Raw genomic sequence first — 18,301 nt, forward strand, 5'->3', positions numbered from 1 at the left:
TTTGATAACGTTCACATAAGCGGAATGGGAGAGAATATGCGGCGACCTGCAATCGCGATGGCGACGGCGCTCCTTTTGGCGGGCACGGCCAGCGCAGCGGCAGCACAGACCGGTGCGGCGGACGCCGCGACGGTCCATCCCGACCTTTGGCCGGCGGCGAAAAGCCCGGCCGCGATCACCGACGCCGCGACGGAGAAGCGCATCGACGCGCTGCTCGCGAAGATGACGGTCGAACAGAAGGTCGGCCAACTCGTCCAGGGCGACATCAGCACGATCACGCCCAAGGACCTCGAAACCTACCCGCTCGGCTCGATTCTGGCGGGCGGCAACAGCGGTCCGAACGGCAATGAGCGCTCAAGCGCCGCCGACTGGGCCAAGCTGGTCGGCGAATTCCGCGCGGTGTCGCTGAAGCCGCAGGCGAACGGCGTCGCCATCCCGATCATCTTCGGGGTCGATGCCGTCCATGGCCACAACAATATCCCCGGCGCGACGCTGTTCCCGCACAATATCGCGCTCGGCGCGACGCGCGACCCCGAACTGATCCAGCGCATCGGCGCGGTCACCGCTGCCGAGATCGCTGGCAGCGGCATCGAATGGACCTTCGCCCCGACGCTCGCGGTGCCGCAGGATCTGCGCTGGGGCCGCAGTTACGAAGGCTATGCCGCCGATCCCAGGCTCGTCGCCGACTATGCCAAGGCGATGGTCATCGGGCTGCAGGGCCAGCTCGTCGCGGGCAAGGTGGTCGGCAAGGCGCATGTCGCGGCGACCGCGAAGCATTTCCTCGCCGATGGCGGCACCGACGGCGGCCGCGATCAGGGCGACGCCAGGGTCGACGAAAAGGAACTGATCGCCAAACACGCGATGGGTTATCCCGCCGCGATCGACGCCGGCACGCTCACCGTCATGGCCAGCTTCTCAAGCTGGCAGGGGATCAAGCACCACGGCAACAAGGGGCTGCTCACCGACGCGCTCAAGCGGAAAATGGGCTTCGACGGCTTCGTCGTCGGCGACTGGAACGGCCATGGCCAGGTCGCGGGGTGCAGCGTCACCGACTGCCCCGCCTCGATCAACGCCGGGCTCGACATGTTCATGGCCCCCGACAGCTGGAAGGGCCTCTACGAAACCACGGTCAAACAGGCGAAGGACGGCACCATCTCCGCCGCGCGCCTCGACGATGCGGTGCGCCGCATTCTGCGGGTGAAATATAAGCTCGGGCTGTTCGACGCCGATCATGGCGGCCGCGGCGATTTTGCCGCGGTCGGCGCCCCCGCGCATCTCGCGGTCGCGCGTGAGGCGGTGGCGAAGTCGCTGGTGCTGCTCAAGAACAATGGCGGCGTGCTGCCGATCAAGGCGGGCGCCCGCGTCCTCGTGACCGGCCCCGGCGCCGACAATATGGCGATGCAATCGGGCGGCTGGACAATCAGCTGGCAGGGCACCGACGTCACCCACGCTGACTTCCCCAACGGCCAGACGATCTGGGAAGGGTTGCAGAAAGCGGTCGGCGAGGCGGGTGGCGCCGCCGCGCTGTCGAAGGACGGCAGCTTCAAGGACAAGCCCGACGTCGCGATCGTCGTCTTCGGCGAGGAACCCTATGCCGAATTTCAGGGCGACGTGTCGACGCTCGATTACCAGCCGAACGAGGCGAATGACTTGGCGACACTCCGGAAGCTGAAGGCGGCGGGTATTCCGGTGGTCGCGCTGTTCCTCTCGGGCCGCCCGATGTTCACCAACCCCGAAATCAATGCCGCCGACGCCTTTGTCGCGGGCTGGCTGCCGGGGTCGCAAGGCGCAGGCGTTGCCGACGTCCTCGTCGCGGGCAAGACCGGCAAGCCTGCGCACGGCTTCTCCGGCGTGCTGCCCTTCGCCTGGCCCGCCGATGCCGCCTCGCCGGTGAAGAAGCCGGTGTTCGCCGAAGGCTATGGCCTGAAATATGGCGAGACCAAACCGGTGCCGCCGCTCTCCGAAGACCTCGGCATCGACGTCGGCGCGGCGCTCAATGTCGAGAAATATTTCGCCGGTGGCCGCGCGCGGGCGCCGTGGCTGCTGTCGGTGACCGATGCCGGCGGCGCGCGACCGGTGGCCTCGCCGCCGCTCGCCAGCCCCTATGGCCATGTCGCGTCGCGCTCGGTCGATGTCGCGGCGCAGGAGGACGGCAAAAGCTTCACCTGGACCGGCCCGGGATCGTTCAGCCTGTCGGGGCCGAACGCCGACCTGTCGCGCCAGCTGAACAACAGCTTCGCGGTGCGGATCGACTGGCGGATCGATGCGGTGGGCACGGGGCCGGTGCAACTGTCCTTCGCGAACATCCCCTTCGACATCAGCGCGCTTGTCGCCGCGGCGCCGAAGGGGCAGGTGTCGACGATAAAGGTGCCGCTGCGTTGCTTCGCCGACGCCGGCGCCGATTTGACGCGCGTCGGCGCAGCCGTGGCGGTGCAGGCCGACAAGGGTTTCGCGGCAACGCTGCTGCATACGAATGTCGAGGCGGTCGGCGAGAATCTGCCTTGTCCGCCCCGGGGAAAGTGACCAGACCCGTACACGGGTTGGCGTAAGTCCGATAAAATGGGGAGAGCTTAGATGGCATTGGCGCCGAACGTCGCGACGAGTGCGGACCCGAACATGGTCGAAAAAACGGGCAAGGGTGGTGGCGGCGCGCTGGTGGTGCTGATCCTCGCCTTTGCGGTGTTCTTCCTGCTGGGCGGGGTAACCAACATCAACGACCTGCTGGTCGGCAAGTTCAAGCCGATGTTCCACCTGACGCATGCGCAGGCGAATTTGGTGCAGATGGCGTTTTTCATCGCCTATGGCGCCTTTTCGATCCCGGCCGGCATCATCATGTCGAAGCTCGGCTATATCCGCACCTTCGTGCTCGGGTTCGTCATCGTGGCGGCGGCCGCCTTCCTGTTCATCCCCGCGTCGGCGGCGGCGTCCTATCCGGGCTTCCTCGCCGCGCTGTTCTGCATCGGCGCCGGCATCACGGTTCTGCAGGTGGCGATGAACCCGGTGATCACCACGCTGGGGCCGATCGAAACCTCGCACAGCCGCCTGACCTTTGCCCAGGCGTTCAATTCCGTCGGCGTGTTCGCGATGGTCTATGGCGGCGCATCTTTTCTGCTTGGCGATTCAACCCCGATCGACGCCGAGACCGCGACCGAGGCGCAAATTCAGGCCTATCGCGTCGCCGAGGGGGCGTCGATCGGCACCGCCTATATGTGGCTCGGCGTGCTGATGCTGGTGATCGCGGCGGTGTTCTGGATGTTCCGGTCGGCGCTCGACCACGCCAAGGCGAGCGACGTGAAGCTCGAGGGCACGTGGGGCCTGCTCACCCACAACCGCCGCGTCCAGCTCGGCGCGCTGTGCATCTTCGTCTATGTCGGCGCCGAAGTGGCGATCGGTTCGAACCTCATCGCCTATCTCGGCGACCCCAGCGTGATGGGACTGGGGCTTCAGGCCGCGGGCAAGCTGGTGGCGTTCTACTGGCTGGGCGCGCTCATCGGCCGCTTGCTCGGCGGTTTCATCCTGCGACTGGCAAAGCCGGGGCGCGTGCTTGCGACCTTTGCGGCGGGGGCGATTTCGCTGATCATCCTGTCGGCGGTGACGACGGGCGCGCTGTCGGGCTGGGCGCTGATCCTCGTCGGCTTCTGCAATTCGCTGATGTTCCCGACGATTTTCAGCCTCGGGACCGAGGGGCTGGGCGAACGGACGCCGCAGGGGTCGGGCATCCTATGCACCGCGATCATCGGCGGCGCGATCGTGCCGTTCCTGTTCGGAACGGTGGCCGATATCGACATCCGGCTCGCGCTGGCGGTGCCGCTGGTCTGCTATGCGATCATCGCCGGTTTCGGGCTGTGGGCGGCACGCCAGGCGACCGCTTGACGGTCACGCGGTGGCGGCGTTCCACCGCGTGAACAGCCAGGCGCCGAACAGCAATTCGACGCTGCCGACCGCCAGCGTGATATGGACCGGCAGCGCCTCGGCCTGGATCGCGAAGCCGGTGCCGATCAGGAAGATCGCGCCGCCAAGCGCCCAATAGAGCCGGTCGCGATAGAGCGTCGCAAAGACGAAATAGCGCGCCCCGACGACGATCGCGAGCGCGGCAAAGGCGAAGGTCTCCGACGCGGGCAGCAGGCCGAACGCGATGAGCAGACCCGCGAACAACGGAAAGGTCGCCTCGAACCCGAGCAGTGACAGCGGATTGCCCTTCGACACCTTGGGTGCACGAAACGCCCGCGCGATCAGCAGCGCCAGCGGAAAGATCAGCATCCCGCCGACAAAGATCGCGACATAGGCGTAAAAGCCGCCCCAGATGTACCAGGCGACGTCCGCCGCGAGCCAGGCCAGCCCCGAAACGAAAACCCCGGGCGCGCCGCCCAGATAGCCGCTGCGCAATTCATCCTGTGCCTGACCGATGTCGATGTTCGCCTCCTCTGACTGTGGATCCGGCGCTACGGGGAAACGCGCACCGTTTCAACGGGCTTGGCTCAGGCCGCGCGACAAGGCGAGGTCAGGCGGCGAGGATATCGTTTTCGCCCATGCCGATATCGTCGCCGTTCGCCCACACGCTGTGGGTGCCGGCACAGATGCGCTCGGGCAGGATGATCCGGCACACCGGGCCCGCCGCGATATTCTTCGCGTCGATCAGCACGCATTCGGACTGGTCGGTTTCGAGGTCGGCGATGAAGGAGACGAGATAGCCATCATCCTCGTCCTTCGCATCGATCCGCGGTGCGAAGGGCGCCTCGCTGCCGAAACGGCCGGGACCAAATTCATATTGCTCGCTCGTCCGCGCCTCAAGGTCGTGTTTGACCAGCCCGCGAAACAGGAACCAGCCCGGCTCGGGGATCGCGCTATAGGCGTAGCGATAGCGCTTGCCGGCATAGCGCTGGTTGAACATCCCGAATTCGAGGTTGCGGTCGTCCAGCCGCTCTTCGCTCGTCTCGCCCGTCACCAGATCGAAGCGCCAGCGGTGAAGGCGCGGCTTGAGCAGTTCCTGGTCGAGATAGGCCATCATCCGTTCGAACCCCTCGGGGGCATTCGGATAGGATTTCGGCATCGGCTCTTCCTGATAATAGCCGTCGAGGATGATCTCGTCGCCGTCCTCCCATGCATTCAGCCAGTGCAGCGTATAGGTCGGTTCGGCCTCGAACCAACGGATGTCCTCGGGGCTCCCGTGGCGGGGGATGATCGCGAAACGTGTTTTTTCGTCGGGGTGGAATTGCACGACGTGGAGCCGCTTTTCGAGCAGCTCGGGGCTCCAATAAAGCGGCATGTCGTTGAGGATCGCGTAGTTTTCGGTGAACGCCATATCGTGCGGCAGGCGCGGCCCGGGCAGCGGCACCGGGATATAATGCTTCAGCTTATTGTCCGCGCCTACGACGCCATAATGCATGTACGGCGCGTGCTTCGAGTAATTGAAGAACATCAGTTCGCCGGTCGCAGGATCGACCTTGCAATGTGCCGAAATGCCGTCGAGCGGTACCCAGCTTTCGGTGCCATGCTGTTCCAGCGTAAACGGATCGAGCCGATACGCCTCGCCGCACTGATAGAATGTCGAGATGATCTTGCCCGCATGGATCGTAACGTCGGTCGAACTGCTGTCCTTCAGCCACTCTTGCGCGCCCCAGCCGTGCCGCGTCGACTTGTGCGGTGGCTCCATCAACCCCGCCCATAACGAACGCCCGGCTTCCTTCTCGGCCTCGAACCCCTTGGTGCGGACGAAGCGGCTGCGATAGCTCGCACGCCCCTGTTTGAAGCTTATCGCATGAATGAACCCGTCGCCATCGAAGGGGTGATAGCGCCCGATCGGATCATGCACTTGATTCTCGCCGGTGCGGACATAGACGCCGTCGATGTCGGCGGGGATCGTGCCGATCACCTCGGCATCGCCATTGGCGAAGATCGCGTTCCATTCGTTGAACGTCGGCCGCCATGCGCCCTGCATATAGGGATGGTCGTTCGGCTGGATCGTGGACTGGATCGTCTCGACGAGCTCGGCGGTCATGCGATGACTCCTTCGGCGCGGGCAAGGCGTCGCCGCGTCGCGGCGGCATCATAGTCCAAACTCAGGCGATCGACGAGAGCGGCGCCATCAAGGGGGAGGGGACTGCATCAATTCGTCCAGTACACATAATCCTGCCCGTCTTTCCACGGCGCGTTCTGCGGCACGTCGATCCGCACTGGGCCTTCGATCAGGCCCGGCCAGATTGGTTTCGCCATGCCCCGGTTCTGCGCCTCGAGCATCGCGCTGAGCTGGGCGACGCGCTGCGGCTCGTGCGCCGAAAGATCGAATTGTTCGGTGGGGTCGGCCGCGAGATTATAGAGGCGCGTCTTCGCCGGCCGCTTCGTCACCTGCAATTTCCAGTCGCCCGCGCGCACCGCACGATAGTCGCCCGAGCGCCAGAACAGCGCCTGCCGTTTCGCCGGACCCGCCAATATATCCTCGCTGTCGACCACCCGGTCGGCCGGCAGCTTCGCACCGGCGACCGCCGCGATCGTCGAAAAGATGTCGAGGTGACCGGTCGGGTCGGCCCGCGTCGACCCCGGCGCGATCGTCCCTGGCCAGCGCATGAAAAAGGGGGTGCGGATGCCGCCCTCGAAAAAGGTCGCCTTCCACCCGCGATAGGGCGCGTTCAGCCGGTCGATCCCGGTGTACCAGGCGCCGCCATTGTCGCTGGTGAAGATCACCAGCGTATTGTCGTCGATGCCCAGCTCTTTCAGCTTCGCCATCACGTCGCCGATCCGCCGGTCGAGCTGCGCGATCATCGCGCCATAGACGCGGGTCTTCTCATCCTTGATCTGCGGCAGTCGGTCATACTCCGCGCGCGTCGCCTGCAGCGGGGTGTGCGGGGCGTTGAAGGCCAGATACATAAAGAAAGGCCGGTTCTTGTTCGCCTCGATCGCCTTCGTCGCCTCTGCGGCGAAATAATCGGTCATATGCCCCTTGGGGTGGAATCTTTTGCTGCCGTTGAAGCTCACCGCATGGCGCAAATTCGCCCACAGGAAGCGGTCGATGCGGTCCCACGGCAGCTTGGCGTTGACAACCTCAGGGTCATCCTCCGGCAAAAACATCGCCGCCCCCCCAAGCACCGCGAGGCTTTCGTCGAAGCCCTGGTTTTGCGGTTGCAGGGTCGGGGACTCGCCCAGATGCCATTTGCCGATATGCAGCGTGTGATAGCCCGCCGCCCTTACCGCCTCGGCGATCGTCACCTCGCTCGCGGGAACGCCCATGTCGGGATAGTCGGGGATGTCGGGGGTGATCAGCTCCTTGTGGAACACCGGCCGCAGCGGTCCGATCGCGTCGCCATGCGCCAGATTCTCGGCGAACTGGACCGGCACGGCGGTAAATTCGAAGCCGAAGCGCGTCGGATAGCGCCCCGTCATCATCGCCGCGCGCGACGGCGAACAGGTTGCGTTGGCGGCATAGGCGGTGGTGAAATTCATCCCCTCGCGTGCCAGCGCATCGATATTCGGGGTCTTGACGATCCCGCCGGCGACCCCGCCGCCGTTGAGGCTGATGTCGTTAAACCCCAGGTCGTCGGCGACGATCAGGATGATGTTCGGCGGCCGTTTCGTTCCCGGCGGGGCGGCGGGTGCGTCCGCAGGTCCCGCGGCCCATGTCACCACATGGTTCGGCTGCACGGGGTCGCGCCAGTCCTGGACCAGCCCGGGCAGGCGATAGCTGTTCGCCTGATACGCCCAATATCCGCCCGCTCCCAACAGCGCGAGCACGCTCAGCGCCGCCCATCTTTTCTTCATAGCCCCACCCGCTCCACGGTTGTCGTCGATGTTATGGCACTATATGTGTCATTATATGATGCGCCATGCAAGATCGTTCGGCGCGGCATTGACCCGGGCGTCAAGCTGGGCCAGCGGGGACGCCATGGCAACGAAAACCAAAGCCAGGATCGACGCCGACGCCGCGCCGCGGGTCGACGGCCGCCGCGAACGCAGCCGGTCGAGCCGCGCGCGCATCGTCGCCGCGATGCTTGACCTCATCGACCGCGGCGATCTGTCGCCGAGTGCGGCGCGCGTCGCCGAGGAAGCGGGGGTGGGCCTGCGCACCGTGTTCCGCCAGTTCGACGACATGGATACGCTCTACCGCGAAATGTCCGAAACCATCGCCGAGCGGGTGATGCCGATCGTCGTCGCGCCTTATGCGGGCAAGGACTGGCGTGCCGATGTGCGCGACCTCGCGGCACGGCGTGCGCGCGTCTTTGAAACGATGCTGCCCTTCCGCCTCGCCGCCAATATCAAGCGCTATCAGTCGCCGTTCCTGATGGGACAATATGGCCAGGTCGTCGCGCTCGAACGCGATCTCCTGTTCCGCCTGCTCCCCGACACCATGATCGCCGACCGCGTCGGCCGGGAGGCTCTGTGCGTCGCGCTGTCGTTCCAGACCTGGCGCGCGCTGCGCCACGACCAGGGCTTGCTGGTCGACGAAGCCGGGGCGGTCGTCGCGCAGATGGTCGAAGCGCTGATCGCGGGGGCGGTGCGATGAAGCGGGCCGTCCTGACCGGATCGCTCGCACTGGCCGGGTTGCTCGCCGCCTGCGGCGACAAGCCCGCCGACAAGGTCGCGGCGACTTCGACGCCGATCTGCCCCGCGATGCCGAAGGCGGATTATGTTTGGATCCCCGGCGCCACCTTCGCGATGGGCGCCGACGCGCATCTGCCCGAAGAGGGGCCGGAAAAGCCGGTGACCGTCGCCGGCTTCTGGATGGCGACGCACGAAGTGACGAACGGCGAATTCGCCGCCTTCGTGAAAGCCACCGGCTACAAGACCATCGCCGAACGCGACCCGCCGCCACTGCCCGGCGCGCCGCCCGACATGCTCGTGCCCGGCGGTGCGGTGTTCACCGCGCCGACCGACGGCAATCCCAACTGGTGGCGCTGGGTCGTCGGCGCCGAGTGGCGCCATCCCGCCGGACCCGACACCGCGATCGACGGCCGCGACCGCGAACCGGTGGTGCAGATCGCTTATGACGACGCGCTCGCCTACGCCCGCTGGGCGGGCAAGGCGCTGCCGAGCGAGGAGCAATGGGAACTCGCCGCCGCGACCGGGGGCGCCGACCGCAATGTCCCCATCGTCGACGGCAAGCCGCAGGCGAATTATTATCAGGGGGTTTTCCCGGTCCGCGACATGGGCACCGACGGCTTCACCAGCCGCGCCCCCGTCGCCTGCTTCGCCGCCGACAAGCATGGGGTGCACGACCTCATCGGCAATGTCTGGGAATGGACGACCGGCGCGATCGACGACGAAAGCAATGTCATCAAGGGCGGCAGCTTCCTGTGCGCCGCCAATTATTGCGCCCGCTACCGCCCCGCCGCGCGCCAGTTCCAGGAACGCTCGCTGGGCACCGACCACATCGGCTTCCGCCTGATCGACACGGCGCGCCCGGCGCCGACGGGGTAATTGGGTAGCGCGCGACCGCGCCGGGTCGCTAACCGGGGCGGACATTCCATTTCATCGTCATCCCGGGCTTGACCCGGGACCCGCCTTCCTTCTGTCGCCGTCGGATCAAAGACAAGGCAGGCCCCGGGTCAAGCCCGGGGTGACGAAGGCAGGACCTCCCGGATTCAGCGCGAACCCGATGTCCGAACCCGCCTGCGCCGCCGCCAGCCCCAGATCAGCGCCACGATCGCCAAGATCCCGCCGCCGAGCCACAGCCCGGCCTTGATCGCGCGCTTCTTGCCCTGCTTCTCCCACGCATAGGCGTTGATCTGCGCATCGGCGGTATAGCCCGCGGGCATGTCGAGCACGCCATTGGCCTTCGCATAGGCGCGGTAGTCGGCCATCATCGCCCTGAACCGGTCGGGCATCGCCGCCGACAAATCCTTCGTCTCGCCCGGATCACTCTTCAGGTCGTACAGCCGCCAGCTGCCGTCGCCGGTCGGCGGCAGGTTGCGCACCAGCTTGTAGTCGCCGCGGAACAGCGCGGCATTGCCCGACAGCTCATACCCCAGCGGATCGTCGCCATGCACGCTGCCCGCCGCGCCGCCGAGCATCGGGACGAGGCTGCGGCCGGTCACCGGCTCGACCGCGCGGCCTTTCCAACTGCCGCCATGCCCGGGCACCCTCGCCAGTTCGGCCAGCGTCGGCAATATGTCGGTGACATGCGCCAGCCCGCCGTTGATCGCGCCGGCGCGGATCTTCGCATGGCCGGGCCAGGCGACGATCAGCGGCACGCGCAGTCCGCCCTCGGTCGCGCTGAACTTATACCCCGACAAAGGCGACACCGCCGCGCTCGCCCAGCCCGGGCCGATCGCGGCGAAGCTGCCACGCCGCCCGATGTTCGCGGTCGCGGTGTCGTACTGCATGTTCAGGAACAGCCGGTTGCGCGTGCTGCTGAACGGGTTGATCGGCTCGGCGCCATTATCCGACAGGAAGACGAAAATCGTGTTCTCATATTGGCCGCTGGCCTCCAGATGGTCGACCAGCCGCCCGACCTCGCGGTCCATCGCGGTCGCCATGCCGGCATAGGCCTGCATCACCCGCACCGCCGCCGCGCGCTCCTCGGCGTCGAGTTTGGCCCAGTCGGGGGTGGTCGCCATCGTCGACATCGGCGCGCCCGGGGGGACGATGCCCAGCGCCGCGGCGCGCTTCGCCCGCGCTTCGCGCAGCGCGGTCCAGCCGTCCTTGTACATCGCCGAATAGCGCGCGATGTCGCTGTCGGGCGCCTGTATCGGGATATGGTTGGCGAGGAAATTGATCGACGCGAGGAAGGGTTTGCCGCTCGCCCGATCGGCGTCGATATAATCGATCATCTTCTCGACGACGAAGGTCGAGGAATAGAAGTTTTTCGGCAGCGTCGCCGGCCTGCCATTCTCGGTCCAGGCGGCGGTGTCGTACATGCCCTCGATCGGCCGCTGTTCGAAATTGTCGGCACCGGCATCGGCGAGGCTGAAGGCGCGATTGTAACCGCGTGCCTCGGGCAGGCGCGTCGCGTCGCTCCCCAGATGCCATTTGCCGGTCAGATAGGTGTTGTATCCCGCCGCGCCGAACAGTTCGGCGATCGTCACGACGCGATGGTTCATCACCGTGTCGTACCCAGGCTGGCCGCGATGCGCGTCGGGGATCGTCTCGGGCATGTTGCCCAGGCCATTGCGGTGGTTCATCACCCCGGTCTGCAGCATCGCCCGCGTCGGCGAGCAGCTTCCGGCGGCGTGGAAATTCGAAAAGCGCATGCCCGCATAGGCCAACGCGTCGATATTGGGGGTCGCGAACTCGGCGCCGAACGACCCGACGTCGCTGAAACCCCAGTCGTCGGCGAGCAGGATGACGATATTGGGACGCTTCGGGGCGGGAGAGGGGGCAGGGGCCGCCTGCACCGGCGCCAGCATCAACGCGGCGGCCAGTGCCGCCATTCCCCGCCTCTTCATCGCGAATCCCCCTCCGATATATTGACACATGGTATGCCAATATATTCACAGCCGCAATCGATCCTTCAAATCCTCCCTGTTCCAAAGATATGAGAGGACCTAATCGAACCCCGCCAGGAACGCGGCGACATTCACGCCGAGGTCGCCGACCGCATAGCCGCCTTCCATCACCACCAAAGTCGGCAGGCCAAGGTCGGCGATCGCCCGCGCCATGTCGCCATAATCGGCGCGTTCGAGCCGGAAGCTCGAGATCGGATCGCCGCTGAAGGTGTCGGCGCCGAACGAGACGATCAGGCAGCGCGCGCGCCGGTCGGCAATCGCGCCCAGTGCGGTATCGAGCGCTGGACGGTACGCCGCGCCATCGGTCCCGCGCGGCAGCGGCAGGTTCAGCGTCGCGCCTTCGCCCGCACCCTCGCCGCGCTCGTCGGCATGGCCCCAGAAAAAGGGATAGTCGGTGACCGGATCGGCGTGGATCAAGGCGAAGAAGATGTCGCCGTCGGCGTAGAAGATGTCCTGCGTGCCATTGCCATGATGATAGTCGACATCGAGGATCGCGACCGGGCCGAGCCCCAGCACCTGCGCCTGACGTGCTGCGATCGCGGCGTTGTTGAGGTAGCAATAGCCGCCCATATAGTCGCGCCCGGCATGGTGCCCCGGCGGGCGGCACAGCGCGAACGCATGCGGGTCGCCTTCCTTGAGCCGGTCGAGCGCGGTCAGCGCGCATTGCGCCGACCAGTATGCCGATTGCCAGGTCCCCGCCGCGATCGGGGTGGAAGCGTCGAAGCTGTACGCACCGATCTCGGCGTCGATGCGGTCGAAGCGCAGCGGCCGCCGCCGCACCACCGGAAAGCTGTAACCGATCGCATCGCCCGTGCGTCCCGCCGCGAGCCAGCCGTCATAAGCGCGTTCGAGGAAGGCGAGATAGGCGGCGTCGTGCACCGCGGCGAGCGGCGCCATCCCGAAATCGCGCACCGGCTGCCAGTCCGCCAGCGCCGCGACGATCGACCGCGGCCGCGCGATATTCTCGGCATAGGGTACGAATTCGCCGTTGTGCAGTTCGCGCGTCGGCGCGTGCGCCGTCTGCCGGTCGTCGAAGAAAAGTTTCACCTCTGGCCCGTCCTTCCGCGCCGCCGTCCTGACGGTCCGCCCGAACCTAGGCCGGCGGCCCGACAAGTCAAAGGCGGCGGCACCCGCCGGGCTAGTCGGTCTTCATCACGAACGCCGGGCCAAGGTCGATCGTCCGTGCGCCGTCGCCCAGCGTCAGCGCGACATTGGCCTTGCCGGCCGCATGGTCGGCGGCGGCGATGCCGTTGATATGGACCAGCGCCCAGTCCTTCGTCACCGGCACGCGGCCCGCGACGATCGGCGCATAAGGCGCGTAATTCTGCTGGATCGCGGCGCCGATGTCGCCGGCCTCGCCGTCGGCGATCCGCACCCACAGCGCGAGGATCAACTTGTCGCCGCGCGCGATCGGCTTGTCGATCGGCACCGACGCGCCGATGTCCCACGCATTGGCCGGCTTCGCCGCGATCGTCACCCGCATCGCCGTGCCGCCCTGCACCGCGCCGTCCTTGCGCGCCTTGTGGGTCTGGCCGGGGCCGAAGACGGTCCAGCCTGCGGTCGGCTCGTTGAGCAAGGGCGGCGGCGCGGCTTCGTTCTGGGCCTGAAGCGGAAAGGTCAGTGCCAGAGCGGCGGCAGTCAGCGCGATACGCATCGAAATCATGACAAGTCTCCCCATTTTGCACGAGTCGATTGCATGATCTTATAGAGACAAGTAAGATATCAATCTAATACCAATTGACGAAAAAGGGGATCGGCATGCGGATCGCGGCGATACTGGCTCTGGGAGTCGCGGGCGCCGCGCTCGCTCCCGCGACATATGCGCAGGATGGCGCAGCTACCAAGGGCAGCTACGAACTCGTCTGGGCCGACGAATTCGACACCGACGGTCCGCCCGATCCCGCCAAATGGGTGTGGGACACCCACGCCAACAAGATCGGCTGGTACAACAAGGAACTGCAATATTACGCCGCGGACCGGCCCGAAAACGCCCGCGTCGAAGGTGGCCGGCTGATCATCACCGCGCGCAAGGAGACGCTGTCCGACCGCGCCGACCATGGCGGGCAGGCCTATACGTCGGCGCGGCTGATCACCAGGGGAAAGGCCGACTTCACCTATGGGCTGGTCGAGGTGCGCGCCAAGCTGCCGTGCGGGCAGGGCAGCTGGCCGGCGATCTGGATGCTCGGCGCGAACGCACCCTGGCCCGACGGCGGCGAGATCGACATCATGGAGCATGTCGGCACCACCCCCGGCGACGTCTTCGGCACGATCCACAACCGCTCGACCGCGGGACGTCGGGTAACGGCAACAAGATCCGCGTCGACGACGCCTGCACCGCCTTTCACGATTATCAACTGCTGTGGACCCCGCGCGAACTGCGCATCGCGGTCGATGGCAAGCCCTATCACCGCTATGCCAACGCCGGCACGGGCGACGACCAATGGCCGTTCGACAAGCCGCATTATCTGCTGCTCAATCTCGCGATCGGCGGCGTCATGGGCGGCGCGGTCGACGATGCGATCTTCCCGGTGCAGTTCGAGATCGAACATGTCCGTATCTATCGTCAGGCGGTGCGCGGGGCCGCGCCCGCCGAATGACAAGCTGTTGAGAAAGCGTGGCGGCGCGGTCCTATAGTCCAGTCAGGCCGCGCCGCCACTTCCATGCCCTCCGGGAAGAGGAGGGCGGAACCCTAATCGTGCAGGATATGCAGCACGTCGTCGCCGGGCCGCGCGACGCCGCGCGTGACGCGCGCCAGTCCCGGCTCGTCGACCCGCGCCGGATCGGCGAGTTCGACCCGCGCCCGCCCGTGCAGCGCCTGCACGCTGCGCACATTCGCCGCGCCGCCCAGCGCATCGAGGATCGCGGCGGGCAGCACCGCGTCCGCGGGCCGGCCGGCCGGTGTCGCGGTGACCATCGCTGCCGCCGTGCCGCCGGCCGCCAGCGCCCCGCGAATCTCTTCCGCGACCAGATCGGCGATCGGGCCGAGTACGACCTGCGCGGCCTTCTCCGACGGGCGGATGATCCCGCGCGCGCCAAGCACCGATAGCGCTGCCTCGTCGACCGCATGGCTGTCGGCGACGATCAGCCGCAGCCGGGTGGTGCAGGCGTCGACGCTCGTCAGATTGCCCGCTCCCCCGAGCGCCGCGACAAAGGCCCGCCCGCGTGCGCTGCCCGCCGAGGCGGTCGCCGTCTCGGCGACCTCGCCCGTCTCGCGCCCCGGGGTCGCCAGGTTGAAGCGGCGGATGAAAAAGCGGAACAGCCCGTAATAGATCCCCGCGTAAGTCGCGCCGATCGGCAGCAGCCACAGGGGGTTCTTCGCGAGGCCGAAGTTCAGCACATAATCGAACAATCCCGCCGAAAAGCCAAAGCCAAGCTTCACGTCGAGCGCGTTCATCAGCGCCATCGAGGCCCCCGTCAGCAGCGCGTGGATCGCATAGAGCAGGGGCGCGACGAACATGAAGGTGAACTCGATCGGCTCGGTCACCCCGGTCAGGAAGCTGGTGAAGGCGAGGCTGAAGAGCATGCCGCCGACCGCCTTGCGCCGTTCGGGCCGCGCCTCGTGATACATGGCGAGGCACGCGGCGGGCAGGCCGAACATCATCACCGGGAAGAATCCCGACATGAAGGCACCGGCCTTGGGATCGCCCGCGAAGAAACGACCGAGATCGCCCGTCGCCCCATTGAAATCGCCGACGACGAACCAGGCGGCGTTGTTGATGATATGGTGCAGCCCGGTGACGATCAGCAGGCGGTTGAGCGCGCCATAGAGGAACAGTCCGACGCTGCCGCTTTCGACCACGGTGCGGCTCGCGCTGTCGATCGCGCCGCTGATATGCGCGTACCCATAACCGATCACCGCCGCGAGCAGCAGTCCGGCGACGCTGCTGGCGATCGGCACGAAGCGGCGGCCGCCGAAAAAGGCGAGATATTCGGGTAGCGCGATCGTCGCGAAACGATTGTAGAAATTGCCGGCGATCAGCCCCGACAAGATGCCGATCGGGACCTCCAGCTTGTCGATCTGGCTCAACGCCCAGTCCTTCGCCGCCAGCCCCGCCACCGCGTCGGGCAATCCGACGCCGATATCCGGCGGCGCAACCATGAAGGTCTGCGCCCCGGTAACGGTCACGAGGTAACAGGTGACCCCGGCGAGCGCCGCGGCGCCATTGCCGTCGCGCGCGAAGCCGACCGCGACGCCGATCGCGAACAATATCCCCAGATTGGCGAAAATCGCCGACCCCGCCGCCGAGATGAAGGCGATGTCGAGCAGGTCGTCCTGGCCGATGCGCAGCAGCAGGCCGGCCACCGGCAGCACCGCGATCGGCAGCATCAGCGCGCGGCCGAGCGGCTGGAGCGTTTCGAGAATTTTCCGCATCACCGTGTCTCCTCGAACGCGCGGGCCAGCGCGCGCACGTCCGCCGCCGATTTGCATTGCAGCGCCAGGTCGGCATGCGCGCGCGCCTCGACCAGCGTCAGTCGGCGCACCACCTGCTTGGCTTCGGCGACGAAGCCCGGCACCGCCGATATTTCGGTCACCCCCAGCCCGATCAGGATCGGCAGCGCCGCGGGATCCGACGCCAGCCCGCCGCACACCCCGACCCAGCGGCCATGGGTCGCGGCAAGGCGGCACGTCTCGCCGATCATCCGCAGCACCGCGGGATGCAGCGCGTCGACTCCGGCGGCGACCGCCGGATTGCCGCGGTCCATCGCCAGCACATATTGGGTCAGGTCGTTGGTGCCGATCGACAGGAAATCGGCCTCGGCGGCGAGCAGGTCGGCGGTCATCGCGGCGGCGGGGGTCTCGACCATCACCCCGACCTCGACCGGAGCGACGATGCCCATCGCGCCGCGCAGCGTGTCGACCAGCGCCCGCACAGCGCGCAGTTCGTCGAGGCTCGCGACCATCGGGATCATGATCCTGCACTGGCCGACGGGCTCGACGCGCAGGATCGCGCGGAGTTGCGTTTCGAGCAGATCAGGATGCGCGAGCGCGACGCGAATGCCGCGCTGGCCGAGCGCCGGATTTTCCTCGGGCCCGATCGGAATGAATGCGGCGGGCTTATCGCCGCCGATGTCGAGCAGGCGGATGATGACGGGTTTGCCGGCGAGGGCGTCGGCGATCGCCTGATAGGCCGCGTGCTGCTCATCCTCCGACGGCGCTGCGTCGCGGCCCAGGAACAGGAACTCGCTGCGCACCAGACCCGACCCCTCGGCCCCCTGTGCGGCGGCCAACACCGCATCGTCGACGGTGCCGATATTGGCAAAGACCTCGATCCGGGTGCCGTCGGCGCTGTGACACGCCTCGGCGGCGGCGGCGCGCGCGGCCTCACGGCGTGCGGCGCGTTGGGTCAGGCGCCGCGTGAAAGCCTCGGTATCGGCAGCCGACGGAACACTGTTAACATGGCCCGCTTCGGCGTCGAGCAACAGCAAATGGCCATCCTCGACGGCATCGAGCGCCTCCCCCATCGCAACCAGCGACGGCAGCCCCATGCCCGCGCACAATATCGCGACATGCGACGTCGGCCCGCCGCGCGACAGCGCGATGCCGGCCAGCCCCGTCGCCGACAGCGCGATCAACTGCGACGGCAGCAGCTCGTCGGCGACCAGGATCGCGCCCGGCGCGATCGTCTCGGCTTCGCTCGGGGTGCCGGTCAGCGCCGACAGCAATTGGCGTTCGATGTCGACCAGATCGTCGATGCGTTCGATCAGATGCGCGTTGCCGGTCGCGCGCAGCGCGTCGATCTGGTCATGGACCGCGCCGCGCCACGCGAAACCCGCGCTCGCGCCGTCGGCGATGCGCCGCTCGGCGGCGCCCAGCAATTCGGGATCGTCGATCAGCGCGAGGTGCGCCTGCATCACCGCCGCAACGCTGCCGCCTGCGGCCTCGGCACGTGCGGCGATCCGCCCGCGCACATCGGTTCGCGCGGCGATCAGCGCGGCGCGTTCCTCGACGGCGCCGGTTCCTTCGCGTGCGACCGCGATCTCGGCGCGGTGCAGCCGCACAGCCGGACCCATGGCGAGGCCGGGCGAGGCGATCACGCCGCCGATACGCCCCTCGGCCAGCGCTGTTGGCAGTGCTGCGACTGGAGCGGGGGCGGCGCGCGCGCCTTCGCCCATGTCGGTCGCCAGCAACGCGACGACCGCCGCCAGTGCCGCCTCGGCATCGTCGCCGCGCGCCTGCACGACGATCTCGCTGCCAAAGCTGGTGCCGAGCGCGAGCAGCGCGACGGTGCTGCGCGCATTGCCGCGCGTGTCGCCGTGGAGCAGGTGAACGTCCGCCTCAAACCCGCGCACCGTTTCGCCGATCCGCGCGGCGGGGCGGGCGTGGATGCCGTGCGGCAGCGACAGCGTCACCGCCTGCTCGATCAGTGTCCCGTCGTCCGACCGCTTGCGCGCATCGGTCTGCACCGGGACCAGCGTCATCAGCGCCTCGCACGCGCCGACCGCCGCATCGACGGTGCGCTTCGTGATCGTGAAGGCCTCGGCATTGGTGACGAGGACCGGGGTGATCAGGCTCGTCGCGGCGATCGCGACGGCGTCCATGTCGAAGCGGATCAGCGGGTCGCCGCGCGACACCATCTGCCCCACCGACACCAGCGGGGTGAAGCCTTCGCCCTTCAGCATCACCGTATCGAGCCCGATATGGATCAGCAGTTCGGCGCCCTCGGCGCTGCGCAGCGCGACCGCATGGCCCGAGGCATGGAGCGTCGTCACTTCGCCGTCGCACGGCGCTACGACGGTGTCGCCGAGCGGCTGGATCGCTACCCCGTCGCCCATCATGCGCTGTGCGAAGACGGGGTCCGGAACGCCGTCGAGGGCCGAGACCCAACCCCTGAGCGGCGAGGTGACGATCAGGCTCATCGGCGGTT

At 67.2% G+C, this 18,301-nt stretch carries 13 protein-coding genes and 1 pseudogene; 6 read left to right on the top strand and 8 right to left on the bottom strand.

Features of this window, described 5'->3' with window-relative positions:
• Nucleotides 1-36: 36 nt before the first annotated feature.
• Nucleotides 37-2,523 carry a glycoside hydrolase family 3 protein gene (locus AC07U1_RS12725; protein WP_495176267.1) on the top strand — a complete coding sequence of 829 codons (2,487 nt, stop codon included), beginning with the start codon at nt 37-39 and terminating at the stop codon, nt 2,521-2,523.
• Nucleotides 2,524-2,574: 51 nt separating this feature from the next.
• A complete protein-coding gene (locus AC07U1_RS12730; protein WP_495176266.1) occupies nt 2,575-3,873 on the top strand; it encodes a sugar MFS transporter in 1,299 nt (432 codons plus the stop codon).
• Nucleotides 3,874-3,876: 3 nt separating this feature from the next.
• Here AC07U1_RS12730 and AC07U1_RS12735 read toward each other — a convergent pair whose 3' ends face one another.
• The 3 genes from AC07U1_RS12735 to AC07U1_RS12745 form a co-directional block, all read right to left on the bottom strand.
• A complete protein-coding gene (locus AC07U1_RS12735) occupies nt 3,877-4,413 on the bottom strand; it encodes a DUF7010 family protein (protein WP_492742888.1) in 537 nt (178 codons plus the stop codon).
• 88 nt (nt 4,414-4,501) lie between these two features.
• A complete protein-coding gene (locus AC07U1_RS12740) occupies nt 4,502-5,998 on the bottom strand; it encodes a carotenoid oxygenase family protein (protein WP_492738942.1) in 1,497 nt (498 codons plus the stop codon).
• Between the two features lie 107 nt (nt 5,999-6,105).
• Nucleotides 6,106-7,752: a sulfatase-like hydrolase/transferase gene (locus tag AC07U1_RS12745; protein ID WP_495176265.1), complete on the bottom strand. Its 1,647-nt coding sequence runs from the start codon at nt 7,750-7,752 to the stop codon at nt 6,106-6,108.
• A gap of 124 nt (nt 7,753-7,876) precedes the next feature.
• On the opposite strand from AC07U1_RS12745, the gene AC07U1_RS12750 reads away from it, so the two are divergent.
• Both AC07U1_RS12750 and AC07U1_RS12755 read left to right on the top strand, forming a co-directional pair.
• Nucleotides 7,877-8,494 (top strand): TetR/AcrR family transcriptional regulator, encoded by a 618-nt coding sequence (locus AC07U1_RS12750; RefSeq protein ID WP_492738938.1) that lies wholly within the window; start codon nt 7,877-7,879, stop codon nt 8,492-8,494.
• On the top strand, nt 8,491-9,408 hold the full coding sequence (locus tag AC07U1_RS12755) for a formylglycine-generating enzyme family protein (protein WP_492738936.1): 918 nt from the start codon (nt 8,491-8,493) through the stop codon (nt 9,406-9,408). Before AC07U1_RS12750 ends, AC07U1_RS12755 begins: the two co-directional genes overlap by 4 nt.
• A 164-nt stretch (nt 9,409-9,572) precedes the next feature.
• Here AC07U1_RS12755 and AC07U1_RS12760 read toward each other — a convergent pair whose 3' ends face one another.
• The 3 genes from AC07U1_RS12760 to AC07U1_RS12770 form a co-directional block, all read right to left on the bottom strand.
• Entirely contained in the window at nt 9,573-11,360 is a 1,788-nt protein-coding gene (locus AC07U1_RS12760) for an arylsulfatase (protein WP_495176264.1), read from the bottom strand.
• A 114-nt stretch (nt 11,361-11,474) separates the two neighbouring features.
• Entirely contained in the window at nt 11,475-12,482 is a 1,008-nt protein-coding gene (locus AC07U1_RS12765; protein ID WP_495176263.1) for a histone deacetylase family protein, read from the bottom strand.
• A 91-nt stretch (nt 12,483-12,573) separates the two neighbouring features.
• The gene (locus AC07U1_RS12770) at nt 12,574-13,098 is read right to left on the bottom strand and encodes a carbohydrate binding domain-containing protein (protein WP_495176262.1); all 525 of its coding nucleotides are present in this window, start codon (nt 13,096-13,098) and stop codon (nt 12,574-12,576) included.
• 95 nt (nt 13,099-13,193) lie between these two features.
• Here AC07U1_RS12770 and AC07U1_RS12775 point away from each other — a divergent pair.
• Nucleotides 13,194-13,667 (top strand): annotated as a pseudogene (locus AC07U1_RS12775) (glycoside hydrolase family 16 protein); the annotation flags it as partial.
• Nucleotides 13,583-14,032 (top strand): glycoside hydrolase family 16 protein, encoded by a 450-nt coding sequence (locus tag AC07U1_RS12780; protein ID WP_495177456.1) that lies wholly within the window; start codon nt 13,583-13,585, stop codon nt 14,030-14,032. The pseudogene AC07U1_RS12775 and the gene AC07U1_RS12780, both read left to right, overlap by 85 nt.
• Before the next feature lie 92 nt (nt 14,033-14,124).
• Here the strand turns inward: AC07U1_RS12780 and nagE are convergent, their stop codons facing one another.
• Together nagE and ptsP are read right to left on the bottom strand one after the other, a co-directional pair.
• The gene (nagE, locus tag AC07U1_RS12785) at nt 14,125-15,807 is read right to left on the bottom strand and encodes an N-acetylglucosamine-specific PTS transporter subunit IIBC (protein ID WP_495176261.1); all 1,683 of its coding nucleotides are present in this window, start codon (nt 15,805-15,807) and stop codon (nt 14,125-14,127) included.
• On the bottom strand, nt 15,807-18,293 hold the full coding sequence (gene ptsP, locus AC07U1_RS12790) for a phosphoenolpyruvate--protein phosphotransferase (protein ID WP_495176260.1): 2,487 nt from the start codon (nt 18,291-18,293) through the stop codon (nt 15,807-15,809). Before ptsP ends, nagE begins: the two co-directional genes overlap by 1 nt.
• Nucleotides 18,294-18,301 lie beyond the last annotated feature (8 nt).

This window comes from Sphingopyxis sp. GW821-FHT02C12 (assembly GCF_059421785.1).

Coding starts and splice junctions, on each gene's coding strand:
- AC07U1_RS12725 (WP_495176267.1), top strand. CDS start 37: ATGCGGCGACCTGCAATCGCGATGGCGACGGCGCTCCTTTTGGCGGGC.
- ptsP (WP_495176260.1), bottom strand. CDS start 18,293: ATGAGCCTGATCGTCACCTCGCCGCTCAGGGGTTGGGTCTCGGCCCTC.
- AC07U1_RS12750 (WP_492738938.1), top strand. CDS start 7,877: ATGGCAACGAAAACCAAAGCCAGGATCGACGCCGACGCCGCGCCGCGG.
- AC07U1_RS12745 (WP_495176265.1), bottom strand. CDS start 7,752: ATGAAGAAAAGATGGGCGGCGCTGAGCGTGCTCGCGCTGTTGGGAGCG.
- AC07U1_RS12755 (WP_492738936.1), top strand. CDS start 8,491: ATGAAGCGGGCCGTCCTGACCGGATCGCTCGCACTGGCCGGGTTGCTC.
- AC07U1_RS12730 (WP_495176266.1), top strand. CDS start 2,575: ATGGCATTGGCGCCGAACGTCGCGACGAGTGCGGACCCGAACATGGTC.
- AC07U1_RS12770 (WP_495176262.1), bottom strand. CDS start 13,098: ATGATTTCGATGCGTATCGCGCTGACTGCCGCCGCTCTGGCACTGACC.
- nagE (WP_495176261.1), bottom strand. CDS start 15,807: ATGCGGAAAATTCTCGAAACGCTCCAGCCGCTCGGCCGCGCGCTGATG.
- AC07U1_RS12740 (WP_492738942.1), bottom strand. CDS start 5,998: ATGACCGCCGAGCTCGTCGAGACGATCCAGTCCACGATCCAGCCGAAC.
- AC07U1_RS12760 (WP_495176264.1), bottom strand. CDS start 11,360: ATGGCGGCACTGGCCGCCGCGTTGATGCTGGCGCCGGTGCAGGCGGCC.